The 13,694-nt window shown below is 41.6% G+C and carries 13 protein-coding genes; 1 reads left to right on the top strand and 12 read right to left on the bottom strand.

The window, feature by feature from the left end:
* Positions 1 to 118: 118 nt before the first annotated feature.
* The 8 genes from VB077_RS01460 to VB077_RS01425 form a co-directional block, all read right to left on the bottom strand.
* The gene (locus tag VB077_RS01460) at positions 119 to 745 is read right to left on the bottom strand and encodes a CBS domain-containing protein (RefSeq protein WP_323413429.1); all 627 of its coding nucleotides are present in this window, start codon (positions 743 to 745) and stop codon (positions 119 to 121) included.
* Between the two features lie 94 nt (positions 746 to 839).
* On the bottom strand, positions 840 to 1,544 hold the full coding sequence (locus tag VB077_RS01455; protein ID WP_323413428.1) for an ABC transporter ATP-binding protein: 705 nt from the start codon (positions 1,542 to 1,544) through the stop codon (positions 840 to 842).
* A complete protein-coding gene (locus tag VB077_RS01450) occupies positions 1,544 to 2,311 on the bottom strand; it encodes an ABC transporter ATP-binding protein (RefSeq protein WP_323413427.1) in 768 nt (255 codons plus the stop codon). Before VB077_RS01450 ends, VB077_RS01455 begins: the two co-directional genes overlap by 1 nt.
* Positions 2,289 to 3,245, bottom strand: a complete 957-nt coding sequence (locus VB077_RS01445; protein ID WP_323413432.1) for a branched-chain amino acid ABC transporter permease — start codon at positions 3,243 to 3,245, stop codon at positions 2,289 to 2,291. Before VB077_RS01445 ends, VB077_RS01450 begins: the two co-directional genes overlap by 23 nt.
* A 9-nt stretch (positions 3,246 to 3,254) precedes the next feature.
* Positions 3,255 to 4,139, bottom strand: a complete 885-nt coding sequence (locus tag VB077_RS01440) for a branched-chain amino acid ABC transporter permease (RefSeq protein ID WP_323413426.1) — start codon at positions 4,137 to 4,139, stop codon at positions 3,255 to 3,257.
* Between the two features lie 123 nt (positions 4,140 to 4,262).
* Positions 4,263 to 5,426 (bottom strand): ABC transporter substrate-binding protein, encoded by a 1,164-nt coding sequence (locus VB077_RS01435; protein ID WP_323413425.1) that lies wholly within the window; start codon positions 5,424 to 5,426, stop codon positions 4,263 to 4,265.
* Positions 5,427 to 5,581: 155 nt separating this feature from the next.
* Positions 5,582 to 7,480: a selenocysteine-specific translation elongation factor gene (gene selB, locus VB077_RS01430; RefSeq protein WP_323413424.1), complete on the bottom strand. Its 1,899-nt coding sequence runs from the start codon at positions 7,478 to 7,480 to the stop codon at positions 5,582 to 5,584.
* 159 nt (positions 7,481 to 7,639) lie between these two features.
* On the bottom strand, positions 7,640 to 8,671 hold the full coding sequence (locus VB077_RS01425) for a hypothetical protein (protein WP_323413423.1): 1,032 nt from the start codon (positions 8,669 to 8,671) through the stop codon (positions 7,640 to 7,642).
* Positions 8,672 to 8,797: 126 nt separating this feature from the next.
* Here VB077_RS01425 and yyaC point away from each other — a divergent pair, with 126 nt between their 5' ends.
* The gene (gene yyaC, locus VB077_RS01420) at positions 8,798 to 9,367 is read left to right on the top strand and encodes a spore protease YyaC (RefSeq protein ID WP_323413422.1); all 570 of its coding nucleotides are present in this window, start codon (positions 8,798 to 8,800) and stop codon (positions 9,365 to 9,367) included.
* A 1-nt stretch (position 9,368) separates the two neighbouring features.
* On the opposite strand, the gene VB077_RS01415 is transcribed toward yyaC, so the two are convergent.
* From VB077_RS01415 to VB077_RS01400, 4 genes are all read right to left on the bottom strand, one after another.
* Complete coding sequence (locus VB077_RS01415; RefSeq protein ID WP_323413421.1) at positions 9,369 to 9,869, bottom strand: DUF4446 family protein; 501 nt, start codon at positions 9,867 to 9,869, stop codon at positions 9,369 to 9,371.
* 35 nt (positions 9,870 to 9,904) lie between these two features.
* Entirely contained in the window at positions 9,905 to 10,606 is a 702-nt protein-coding gene (locus tag VB077_RS01410; RefSeq protein ID WP_323413420.1) for a DUF554 domain-containing protein, read from the bottom strand.
* A gap of 1,384 nt (positions 10,607 to 11,990) precedes the next feature.
* Positions 11,991 to 12,839, bottom strand: coding sequence for a ParB/RepB/Spo0J family partition protein (locus VB077_RS01405; RefSeq protein WP_323413419.1), 849 nt, complete (start codon positions 12,837 to 12,839; stop codon positions 11,991 to 11,993).
* Positions 12,832 to 13,593, bottom strand: coding sequence for a ParA family protein (locus tag VB077_RS01400; RefSeq protein ID WP_323413418.1), 762 nt, complete (start codon positions 13,591 to 13,593; stop codon positions 12,832 to 12,834). The genes VB077_RS01405 and VB077_RS01400 overlap by 8 nt, the downstream gene beginning before the upstream one ends.
* Positions 13,594 to 13,694 lie beyond the last annotated feature (101 nt).

Below are 13,694 nucleotides of genomic sequence, written 5' to 3'. Positions count from 1 at the left end.
CCTGCTTATTTTTTACGGAATTAAGTGTTGGAGCGTGGGGCAACATAACCTTTCATGGCATGTTTCTTGGGGGAAAATATATTTTTGCGTTCTCCTCAGCTCTTGTCCCACTTGACTTCTAGAACATCGCAATTACCTCTTTTCCTAAAAGTGCATTCTTGACTTCCTTCACCCGATCCCCATTCAATCGGACCAAGATTTGCACCTTGTTATCTTTGAGATGATAAACTGCCAAACTGGTGATATTGACATCATAATCCTTTATGATCGTGGAAAGATCAACCATCACGCCGACTCCATCTTTGGTCTCAATAACCATACGATCGCCGGGACTGCGGAAACCCATCATATCCAAGAAAGTATCGAAAATATCCGTTTCTGTAATAATTCCAACTAACTTTTCATGATCCAAAACGGGTAAAGCCCCGATCCCATGATCCCGCATCAGCACGGCTGCATCCTCAAGCTTTGTATCCGGGGTGCACGTAATCACTTTCTTGACAGCGACATCCCGAATCGAAGTTTTCGCCACAAGATAGTTCAATTCGAAGATACTCAGCGTCGTTGCCGGAGAGGGCGAAACTTCCCGAAGGTCTCCATCCGTCACGATACCCACGAGTTTTCCTTTTTGTACAACCGGAAGTCGATTAATCTTCTTCTCACGCATCAAGGCCATCGTATCGGCGACGTTATCATCCGGACTAACCGTGAACACTTGCGATGTCATAAATTGCCTAACATACAATGGAATCTCCCCCTTTGTTTGTCCTAAGCTGATCCTACTGCTTACCCTTAAAAAGGTATTCTATTTCTATACCCTTTTTCCTTTTTTCACTCTGTTAACCGCCTAAATATGCTTTCCTAACCTCTTCGCTTTTCGCGAGCTGCGCCGCATTTCCGGAAAGGACAATCTTTCCCGTTTCCAAAACATAAGCACGCGTAGCAATGGAAAGCGCCATATGAGCATTCTGCTCAACAAGAAGGACTGTTGTCCCTGTTTTATTAATTTCCTGAATGATCGAAAATATTTGCTTGACCAAAATTGGGGCTAATCCCATTGAAGGTTCATCAAGAAGGAGTAATTTAGGCCTAGTCATCAATGCTCTGCCCATGGCCAGCATTTGCTGCTCGCCACCTGAGAGAGTACCGGAAAGCTGGCTTTTGCGTTCCTTTAAACGTGGAAATAGTGTATATACTTTCTCAATATCTTTTTTTATTTCTGATTTTTCTTTTCGAAGATAAGCTCCCAACTCCAAATTTTCTAATACGGTCATATTCGTGAAAACATGTCGTCCTTCGGGAACTTGGGAGATCCCTTGTGAAACAATTTTCTGGGGCTGAATACTAGATAGGTCTGTACCATTAAAGGTTATACTTCCCTCTTTAGGGCGAAGAAGTCCCGAAATTGTTTTCAGGCTGGTACTTTTACCTGCTCCATTCGAACCGATCAGGGTTACAATCTCCCCTTCATTAACTTCCAAGGAGATTCCCTTAAGAGCATGAATTGCGCCGTAGTAAACATGAACATCTTGAAGAACAAGCATTAGTCAACCTCCTCTCCCAGGTAAGCTTCGATAACCTTAGGATTCGATTTAATTTCTTTAGGTACCCCTTCTGCAATAATCATTCCATAATCCAAAACATAAATACGCTCACAGACCTGCATGACAAGTGACATATCATGTTCAATTAGGAGGACGGTTAACTGAAATTTTTCGCGAATAAACCGTATCAGATTTGTTAATTCTTGAGTTTCTTGAGGATTCATTCCGGCAGCGGGTTCATCCAAGAGCAAAAGTTTAGGATCTGTAGCCAAGGCGCGTGCGATTTCCAATCGACGCTGCTCTCCATAGGGCAGATTTTTGGCGATCTCTTGAGCTTGACCTTGAAGATTAAAAATCTTCAACAACTCCTTACTTTTAGCTTCCATCTCATCCTCGCCCTTGTAATAAGAAGGCATACGGAAAATGGCACTCAGCGTGGAGTATTTAGCATGCTGATGAAGAGCAATTTTGACATTATCAATAACACTCAAATCTCCGAAGAGCCGAATATTTTGAAAGGTGCGCGCTATTCCACGGTGCGTTACCTGGTATGGTTTTAGACCTGCTATATTTTTTTCTTCAAAAAGGATTTCTCCCTCTGTCGGTACATATACCCCGGTTAGGAGATTGAATATCGTCGTTTTTCCGGCACCGTTAGGACCAATCAGGCCAATCAATTCGCCCTTTTCGATATTAATATTCAGTTTAGAAACGGCCTTTAAGCCTCCAAAGGATTTAGAGAGATTATTTATTTTGAGAAGAGTCATTTCTCTCACCCTTCTTTCCTAAGAAATTGAGGCTGAATTCTTTCGTCCCCATTATGCCAATCGGACGGAAAATCATCAGAACAACCATAAGTACCGCAGTAATAACCAAACGCCACTCAGACAGTCCGGAAAGCAATGCAGAGGTAAATGTCATAACAATGGCACCGATAATGCTGCCGGTAAGACTGCCAAGCCCTCCCAGTACAACCATGACCAATATATCAAACGATTTGAGGAAGTTGAAGGTTAAAGGATGAATAAGATACATGTAGTTGGCATAAATTCCTCCGGCTAATCCCGCAAACATAGATCCGATTGCAAAGGCAAGCACTTTATATTTTGTAGAATTTATACCCATTGCCTCTGCAGCGATCTCATTTTCACGGATCGAGATGCATGCCCGGCCATGTGTTGAGGTCGTGAAATTATGAATCGCAATTACGGAAATCACCATTAAGCTAAAAGCCCATGTCCAATTGATCGTACTGGGTACGGAAAGGCCGGAAGCTCCTCCGACATAATCTATATTCATGAAGATGACACGGACGATTTCACCCAGGCCCAGAGTCGCAATCGCCAGATAATCTCCCTTTAGACGCAGCGTTGGCAAGCCGATTAAAACACCGGCTATGCCTGCGGACAATGCCCCGGCGATTAAGGCAAGATAAAGTGGCCCGCCTAATTTTGCCGTGACGATAGCTGAAGTATACGCTCCAATCGACATAAAACCGGCATGGCCAATGGAAAATTGCCCCGTTATCCCATTAATTAAATTCAGGCTGGCTGCCATGATGATATAAACACAAGCGAGGATTAAATTGAGTTGGAAAAAGGGAGGCATTATATCATTCAAATTCAATAGCTGAACAATTCCATAGATTAAAACGACTCCGAAGAGTACAATCATATTTTTGGTTTGAAACCAGTGCTTCATCTCAATCACCTACACTTTCTCACGGACATTTTTGCCGAGCAAACCATTTGGCCTGATGATAAGCACAAGAATCAGAATTAAGAAAGCAACGGCATCCCGCCACATTGAACCACCAAAGCCCGAAACCAACGTCTCAACCAAGCCCAAAATTAATCCACCGGCCATAGCCCCCGGAATAAGTCCGATTCCACCGAGTACAGCGGCGATAAACGCTTTTAGCCCCGGCATAATCCCCATCAACGGATCAATCTGGTTAAAATATACACCGAAGAGGACACCCGCAGCTGCAGCCAAAGCCGAGCCGATGGCAAAGGTCGCTGAAATTGTGTTATCAACGTTGATACCCATGAGTAAAGCCGCATCTTTATCAAGGGAAACAGCCCTCATGGCTTTCCCGATTTTTGAATATTTAACGATGATATGAAGGAGGACCATAAGAATAACTGATGTCAGAAGCATGATAATATCGCCATATTTAAAAGAAATTCCTCCTATGGTATACACAGTTTCCGGCAAAACGGGAGGATAGGTCCGGACCTGAGGACCGAGGATAAGCATTCCGGTGGATTCAAGGAAAAGTGAGACGCCAATTGCTGTAATAAGTGCGGCGATTCTCGAAGAATTGCGCAATGGTTTATAAGCAATCCGCTCAATCAATACCCCTAAAATAGCAGCACATAACATTGAAATTAAAAGTGCGGGAACAAAGGACCAGTGTAGCTTCGTGATCGTAAACCATCCGACATAAGCTCCAATCATGAGAACATCCCCATGAGCGAAATTGATCAATTGAATGATTCCATAGACCATGGTATAGCCCAGAGCCATCAAAGCATAAATACTTCCTAAAGATATTCCATTAACGATCAGTTGAAGAAATTGTTCAAGAGTCATCAAGTTCTCACTCCCTTCTTAATGATTAAGAATAGTAAGAGGAGGGGGCAATACCCCCTCCATTTTTGGCCCCATTAAGGACTATAAAATAAAGCGACCTAGGCTCAAACGAATCATGTTAGATTATTTTGGATCAACTCTGTCAGCAAAAGCCCATTGACCATCTTTATATTGTAACATTACAGCACTCTTACTTGGGTTATGATTTGCCGCATCAACGGTGATATTTCCGGTAACCCCTTTAAGATCTTTAATTCCTTCTAAGGCCGTACGTACCTTCTCGGGATCTGTACTGCCTGCGGCTTCAAAAGCTTTGATCATCATGGTTGCCGCATCATATCCTAATGCAGAAAAACCGGTTGGATTTTCATTGTACTTCTCTTTATATTGTTTCGTAAAATCAACTAAACTTGGATCATCCATAGCTACGTGATCAGAGTAATACACATTGGTCATGTTATTTGCTCCGGCAATTTCGGTGGTCTTATCACCATTCCAACCGTCACCACCAAGCAAAGGAGCAGTAATTTTCATTTCACGAGCTTGTTTAACGATCAAACCTACTTCAGTATAATATCCGGGAATATAGATGACATCCGGGTTTTGGGCTTTAATACGGCCTAAAATCGGTTTAAAATCCTTATCGCCGGCAACATAGTTCTCTGTTGCAACGACTTTCCCGCCTGCTTTTGTAAAGACATCCTCAAAGGCTTTGCCTAAACCCTTAGCATAGTCACCGTTGGTATCGATAATAATAGCCGCCGTCTTGGCTTTAAGCGTTTCTGCTGCAAATTGGGCCCCAACCTGACCTTGGAAATCATCAATGAAGCAAGCCCTGAATATCCATTGATTTAATTTGCCATCGCTTACGGTTAACGCTGCATCTGTTCCCGATGGAGTGACCAGAGGGATCTTATTTTGGGTAACAATAGGGATAATCGCTTTAAGTGTCTTTGTCGTCATAGGTCCAAGCATAAATTGTACTTTTTCGGAGTTAATCAGCCTTGTTGCTTGGGATGTAGATTCACCCGGTTCAGACTTATTGTCGGCAACTTTGAGTTCAATTTTTTTGTTCAATACGCCGCCTTTAGCATTTTGCTGCTCAACCGCTAATTGTGCACCCTTTAAACCTGCAGTACCATACTGCGCCGCCCCACCGGTTTGCTCAAACAAAGCGCCCACCTTAATCGTGTCGCCGCTGCCTGCCGCTCCACCGGATGTGCCACAGCCCGCAAGTAAAGATAAGCTCAATACTGCGACTGTTGCCATTGTGAAGATCTTTTTCATCTTTATTTTTCTCCTCCCAACCATGAATTTAGACTGTTCAAATTCATTCCGTTTTTAATTATTTTTAATTTTATATTTTATATATCAATCTGTCAATAACTAAAACTGTTTTAGTATAAATTGATACAGTATACAATCCAGGTTGGGCTAATTTATTAAAGGCTGAGAACACGCTTATCCCCTTGCCTTTTGGTTACCTTCTGTTGATCAAAGTATTCAAGAAGAGGAACCGTGTATTTTCGAGAAGTTCCCCAGAGTTCTCTTACATCGCCAACAGCGGCCTCCTTTTTCTGCTTAAGTAATTCAACTAAGGCTCTTTGAGCAGAATCTACAGCCCCGTGATTAAAGTAGATGCCCGAAGCTAAAATCCATTCTCCCTGTTCAACTAAGTAATTTGCGTACTCCTGGCTCTCTCCCTTAAGAATTCCGCATTCCTGTGCTCCTGCTTCAAGATCAGGAGGCATTAGCCCCGCATTTTGCCATTTCTGCTTCAGACCATTAATTTTTTGTAACAAGGTATCCGGAAGTTGAATTTTATCAACGGATCTGACCTTGCTTCCCGATAGACTGTAAAACCCCTTGTCAGCGCCTGCTTCCAATATGTACTGCCAACGTCGCTGCGTCCATTTCACGCCCAATTTTACCTTCAGTTCTTCGCGGCTGATTCCTCCCCGCAGAGGGAATTCTTTCTGATATGCTAACACAATCTCATTTAGCTTAGCATGCCACTCTTGAGAATTTTCATGGGCCCAATATAAAAGATTGTTCTCTTCCTTCCATATCTCTACCCGACCTGATTCTTCCAATTGCCGCAGGCCTTTTTGGATTTCCGTTCGCGTCCAATGAAAGGAATCCACGAGTTCATCGATTGTATGCGGCCCATTTAAGCCGCGTTCAAGTAAAACAAGGGGATCGCCCTGATCTTTTATCTTTAATTGTTCTAAGTCACTTTCCTTAAATCGCTTCCTCTTATACTCGGCGACCCCAAGAATTTTACCGCCGCCGATTGTAAATGCAGGTGAGTAGAAGCGAATGACAAAACGATCTTCAGCCGCGGCTACCACAGGCACTTCGAGAAGAATTTGGGCATAGCCTTCCTCACCGGGAAGAAGTTCTTCATGCTCAAGAAGATGCACTCTCCCTAAAGCCTCGACTGTTCCGATATGAAAACGTACCCTTTGCCTTTGAGTAATGGATTTATCTGTGGACGATAAATTTTTAAGCTTTATATCAAGGATATTACCCACGGGATATGCCCCGGGTGATATTACTTCAGCCCCTTTTTCTACCTCATCAACGTTAACTCCGGAGAGATTTATAGCCACCCTCTGACCGGCAAATGCCTTCTCTACTTTTTCGTTGTGAACTTGCAGGGACCTAACCTTGCTTAAGAGGTGACCCGGTTCTACAGCCACTTCCTGGCCTAACCGTATTGTTCCGTTGTGAAGCGTCCCTGTGACGACGGTTCCAAAACCCTGAATACTAAAAACACGGTCAATCGGTAAGCGAATGGGGCCTGTAGCACCTTTGCTTTCGGCCTCGGTAATGAGTTGATCGATCCCTGTTTTTAATTTTGCTATTCCTTCACCGGTATGAGCCGAAACAGGGTAGAGCGGAGCATTCTCAAATATTGTTCCCTTTAACCCTTCCCGAACCTCCTCTTGGAGCAATTCAAGCCATTCATCATCAACAAGATCAATCTTGTTAATGACGACAATTCCCTGAGATACTCCAAGCAAGGTTAGGATATCTAGATGCTCCCGCGTTTGCGGCATAATTCCCTCATCCGCGGCAATAACAAGGAGGACCCCATCCATGCCGGTTGCTCCGGCCAACATTTGCCGAATAAATCGTTCATGGCCGGGGACATCAATTATGCTAACTTCACGGCCGCTCGCCAGCTTTAAGGATGCAAATCCCAGTTCTATAGAAATTCCTCTTTGTTTTTCTTCCTTAAGTCGATCCGTTTCAATTCCGGTCAAAGCCCGAATGAGTTCGGTTTTACCGTGATCAACATGTCCTGCTGTTCCTATCAAATAATATCTGTCATTCATTGCTAATCCCCTTGTCCATTTGGTATTTAACTACGCTCTATGGATATCTTATCCAAAACCCTGTCAACCGGCAATAGCTGTCTGAGATTCTTACCTTAACTTCTACGCCACCTATATAAAGCAAGAGACGATGGACTTAATAATCCTTTGCTATACCACCTAACTTTTACGCCACCTCATATAAAGCAAGGGCAAAAATACGAGACCCAAATAACCAAATACTGGATATACGAGCTTAACAATCAAGGAAAATTTTATTCCTGCTAAAGGAATAGTTAATAGAAGTAAGCCTAGAGCAACCAGACGATAATTTACTTTTCCTGCACCTACAATTTTTGTCACTAAACTGAACGCATTGCCTATTGCGGCTGTTATCATCGCTAACCATAGAACAACTACATAGAAGAATGCCGGCCAATTGCCCAACTTCCCGGCAATGGCGACCATTGGAATTTCTAAGCCTCCGGCTTCCGGAAAACGAATTAATGCTCCTCCGATAACTGCTGCGAATACTCCCAGCGCTATTCCACCCAGAAGAGCACCTTGTTTTGCCCCTTTTCTTTGTACTTCCGCCCCAAGTGAAGCAAATACAACCATAGCAAGCGTTATATTTAATGATACATATAAAATTGCCGAGACAACCCAGTTTTGAATCAATGGGTTCATGGATTGAGTTACACCTTCGCCGTCACCTTGGGTTCCCCATAATATCGCAAGCAGACCTATTCCCAGGCAAAATATGAATTTAAGGGGAATAAGTACACTATTAATCCAAAGCACACCTTCCCCCTTAAACCATAGAGCTAATCCTATGACAACCGCCGTCAATAAGATTCCCAGCCATGTACTTAAACCAAAGTACTGTTTAAAAAGGGCACCTGCGCCCGACATCATGGCAATCATCCCAATCAGCAATAAGATACTGACAAGGATATCTATTTTTGGCCCCCATTTCGGACCCAATAACTTTTCAAAGAATTGAGTATATGTCCGCACTCTCCATCTTTCTTGAAGATCAATCATTATATACCCTAATCCCGCAAAGAGACTGGCACTCAGGATTATCCCTATCATTCCCCAATAACCAAAATTTGCAAAGAATTGTTGGATTTCTTGGCCTGACGCAAACCCGGCCCCCATGACAGCACCCACATACGTGGCGGCGACTTGAAAAGCGGTTTTCCATCTCATAAAATCCCCCCTGCCAATCCATATGCTTTTTCATATTTAACATGCATAAAAAGATCAATCGGAGGGAATAATTTAGGTGAATATTAATTTGAATATTAATTTAAGATGATTTACCGGAGGTATTTAATGAGCCTTCTTTCAGTTTTCTCAGAGCAACAAAAAGTCAAAGCTCATTTTGATGATACACTAGCTACTAATCTTCTCATCGATAAGTTAACAAATTACTTTTCTTCTTCTCATCACCGCCCTCCAATTATTCTTTGTATCGGCACGGACCGATCAACAGGTGATTCACTGGGTCCACTCACGGGTACATATTTGAGCCGGCTTGGTCTTCCACAATTGAATATTTTAGGAACACTTGATCAGCCTGTCCATGCAACTAACCTTGTGGAAAACCTAAATTATATCAAAAGCTGCTATAATAACCCCTATATTGTTGCTATTGATGCTTGTCTCGGAAAAATGGACTCTGTAGGGAATATTACTCTTTCTAATGGTCCTTTAAAGCCCGGTGCAGGCGTACATAAAGACCTCCCCTCAGTAGGGGAGGCCCATTTAACCGGTATTGTTAATGTTGGCGGTTTTATGGAGTATATGGTACTTCAAAATACGCGTCTCAATTTGGTTTGGAATATGGCTGAAAGGATGAGCGATATTTTATCGAAGGCTTATATTCGTTCTCGTATATCCTAACTCATATACGTAATGTATCCTGAGCCTTCTTAACCACTTGTTTTTCTTCATCGGATAAGTGATAGGAAGATTGACTTGATGTGATAGGTTTCGCATAAACACGCGATTCTTCACGGCCATTGATAGAAGAGATAACAACTCCGTCTCCCTCTTGATTAAGAAGGGCTAGAGCAAAACTTAGGTCGCCTCCCATATTCTCAAAGGCATTAAATCGAACTAATTCCGCACAGTCAACAGATTTACGAAGTTTTCCTTCGACTTTTTCAAGTCGTAAATTATGATTTTTGATTTGACCTTCTGTATTCTCAACTTCTTTCAAATACTTTTCAAGAAGTTCATCCAGTGTTTTTCCGCTTATAAATGTTTGTAATGCGATGTGAGCTTTTTCAAATTCTTTTAATCGTTTTTTCAGGTTAAATATAATGAAATATGGAATAATGGCAAGGATACCCACCCCTAATACTATCCACTCGGTTATTGAAATACTATTGATTATATCCACAACTTTTTCCTCCCGCGTAAACTTTTATCCGATAACTAACCGCCAATCTTAAAGTAGCTAGATAATATGGTTAAAGGGATAGCGATAAAAATACCCGGTAAAAGATTTCCTACTTTTATCTCTTTAATCTCAAGAATAGTTAAACCTATTCCAACAATTAACAAGCCTCCTGTTGCGCTCATTTCCGTGATCACCGGAGTAGATAGTATTCCCTGAAGGAGTCCTGCTGATAACGTTATGCCCCCTTGGTAAATGAATACAGGAATTACAGATGCGATAACCCCTATTCCCATTGAAGACGCAAATACGATAGCTGAAATACCATCTAGCATCGCTTTAGCAAATAAAATTTCATGATTGCCCTTTAATCCACTTTCTAATGCACCCATAATTGCCATAGCCCCTATACAATAGATAAGGCTTGAAGATACAAAAGCTTTGGTAAAGTTCCCCCCATGGTTATTCCTGACTAACGCTTTTTCCAACCATTGACCAAAACGCTCAAGCTGCTTCTCAATGTCGATCCATTCTCCTATTATTCCCCCTATAACCATACTACCAATGACGACTAAGGTATTTTTTGTTTGCAGAGCCATGCTCATGCCAATCAATATGATAGATAAACCTAATCCTTGTAAAATTGTGCTTTTCATTTTATCCGGAATGGAATTTCCAAATAATAATCCCAGTAATCCCCCTACAATAATAGCTATTGAATTAACAATAGTACCTAACACATCTTAACCTACTTTCACTCTTTAATGTTCCACGTGGAACATTGGGTTAATCTAAAACCTCTGTCTTATAATTTATTATCTGATAAATAATGACCATTAAGGCTCAACTTCTTAGGTATAAAAGTATCCGATGACAGAGCCCGTGTGGGGTTTTCGCCCGCGGCGCTAACTGCAGAGTAAACCCGGCTTTGCCGAGCCTTAAGCGATAAAGAAGACTTGGTCGGTGGCGAGTGTAGCGAGGCAGCGTCCTAGTCGCCCTTACCCTGCCAAACTAACCCGCATGCATCGTAGGGTAAAGAAGACTTGGTCAGTGGTGAGCGAAGCGAGGCAACGTCCTAGTCGCCCTTACCCTGCCAAACTAACCAGCATGCATCGTAGGGTAAAGAAGACTTGGTAAGTGGCGAGCGAGGCTAAGACAGTTACCTAGTCGCGCTTATCCTGCAAGACTTAACAGCATGCATCGTAGGATAAAGCAGACTTGGCTGGCGCCGAAGCGATACCTTAGTCGCCTTATCCTGCCGCATTAAAACATATTCATCGTAGGAAGGCAAAGCCGCTGGTTGCACTTCGAGTTTATCAACCGATAAAAACTAATACATTCTGCCCTGATACGTACAAAGATAGGCTATGCATCCCCGGTTGTTTTTGCCGAACCGTAATCTCCACAGAGCAACTTTAGCGAATAGGATGAGGCAAGTGACGTTAATTCCCTTGATACAGGAAGTTTGTTTGTTTGCTCTGCTTGGCTTGGCTTGGCCTGGCTTGCTTGGCTTGCTTGGCTTGCTTGGCTTGCTCTGCTATTTTAGTTTAGGTGAATTGTCCTCTGCAAGGATAAATCATCTAAACTTCAGATGAATTCAAAACTCCACCCAAAGTAAGCATTTTCATAATTACTTTATATGCAAACTGTTCCACGTGGAACAATTTAAAATGTCTTATTTAAGAGTTTGCTACGTTTACTTCATAGATTTCAATTATAACACTATAGATACAATCTTAAAATAGGGACTATCATTATGAATATATATGTTCCACGTGGAACAATATTTTAGCTATTCACAACTAAGAACACAATCGGGAATGCCCTGCAAAGTTTTGTTATCCCTACCTGATTTAAATACGCATTTTTACATTTCCGTTTAAAGCAATTTTGGTGTTTTCGCGATTCAAGAAAGGAAACCCCAGGTGGCAGTTAGTTATCGGTTAAAATAACCATTCTGTAAAAAGTCATGCTCTTAGCAAATGCATTGTTGTCCATAAAAATGCTTTTAATATTCCGCCGCAATCTATATGGAAAGACTACTGCTAACGATACAAAAATAATGTTCCACGTGGAACATTATTCAAAATACCGACTTAAAATAAATAAGCCAATAATAAATAACTACTCAATTTCTATATGCCAAAGCTCCAAAAGGCGATTTAACTCCTCTTCCGAAAAAAAATCAATTTCAATCTTGCCTCTATGAGTATTACCTTTTAGCCTAACTTTTGTTTGAAAAGATGACCTCAATTTATCCTCAACGGGAGCTAAAACATTAGTATCCTTATTTTTATCCTTCTTTTTGACCGGGGAATTCGTCATCCTTTTAATAAGGATCTCTAATTCACGAACTGAAATATTCTCACGTGCTGTCTTTTCGGCAAGCAATACCTGAAGGGAAGTATCCTTGATTCCTAATAAAACCTTCGCATGACCTAAAGATAGTTGTTCCTCACGTATTAACTGTAAAATTCTTTCCGGTAATTGGATCACCCTTAGGAGATTGGCAACCGTTGTTCTCGCCTTACCGACTCGATCAGCAATTTGTTCTTGAGTTAAACCATACTCGTGCATTAAACGGGCATATGCCAGTCCTTCTTCTACCGGTGATAAATCCGATCTTTGAATATTTTCAACCAAGGCACGTTCGGCCATCTCTTGTTCACTGCAATCCTGGACAATACAGGGTATCTGTTCTAGCTGAAGAAGTTGTGCCGCCCGTAATCTGCGTTCACCTGCCACGATAATATATACATCATCTTGTGGCTTAACAAGTATGGGTTGCAAAAGGCCATGTGTTTTAATTGAATCAGATAGTTCTACTAACGACTGCGAATCAAAATCCTTTCTGGGCTGATCCGGATTAGGAATAATCTTATCTACACTAATTTGTTTAACCCCAGAATCAGCAAGAATGGGATCCTCAGAAATCAATGCGCTCAATCCTCTGCCTAAGGCTTTCTTAGACACGCTCCATTACCTCCTCTGCCAAATCATGATATACTTCTGCACCCCTTGATTTAGGATCATAAAGTACGATAGGTTTACCATGACTTGGGGCCTCCCCTAATCTTACATTACGAGGGATTATTGTTTTAAACACTTTATTTCGGAAATACTTTTTAACCTCATCAACAACTTGAATCGATAAATTAGTTCTCGCATCGAACATCGTTAATAAAACACCTAAGGTATTTAGGTGAGGATTCAGTCCATTCTTGACACGTTCAAGTGTACTCATTAAAAGAGTTAAACCCTCCAGTGCATAATATTCACACTGAATAGGAATTAAGATATCTGTAGCTGCACCAAGGGCATTTAAAGTCAGCAAACCTAATGAAGGCGGACAATCGATGATAATAAAATCGTAATTTTGACTAATATTCTTCAACGCAACGGCTAATTTCTTATCCCGTTCATGAAGATTGACAAGCTCGATTTCTGCCCCTGCCAACTCAATCCTTGCCGGAGCGACACTTAAATTCTTAATCTCGGTCTTCAATATAATCTGATCTATAGGTACATCATTAATAAGAACATCATAGATGCAGTATTTTAACTTCTCCTTATTGATACCATAACCACTTGTCGCATTACCTTGTGGATCAAGATCAAGAAGAAGAACCTTTTTATTTAAACCGGCTAAACATGCACTTAAATTTACAGCTGTGGTCGTCTTAGCCACTCCGCCTTTTTGATTCGCAATAGTAATTATCCTGGTCAAAAGTATCCCCCCTTTCAAATTTATCATAAAACTGATCTGCAAAAATTCCTTAATTTCTATAGTATCAAATCACAACTCATAAAACTAGGCTTTAAGAATAG

Origin of the sequence: Desulfitobacterium sp., assembly GCF_034927245.1 — a bacterium.
Taxonomy (GTDB): domain Bacteria; phylum Bacillota; class Desulfitobacteriia; order Desulfitobacteriales; family Desulfitobacteriaceae; genus Desulfitobacterium_A.
Note: the sequence above shows the minus strand (reverse complement) of the source record. Positions and strands in the feature narration are given on the sequence as shown.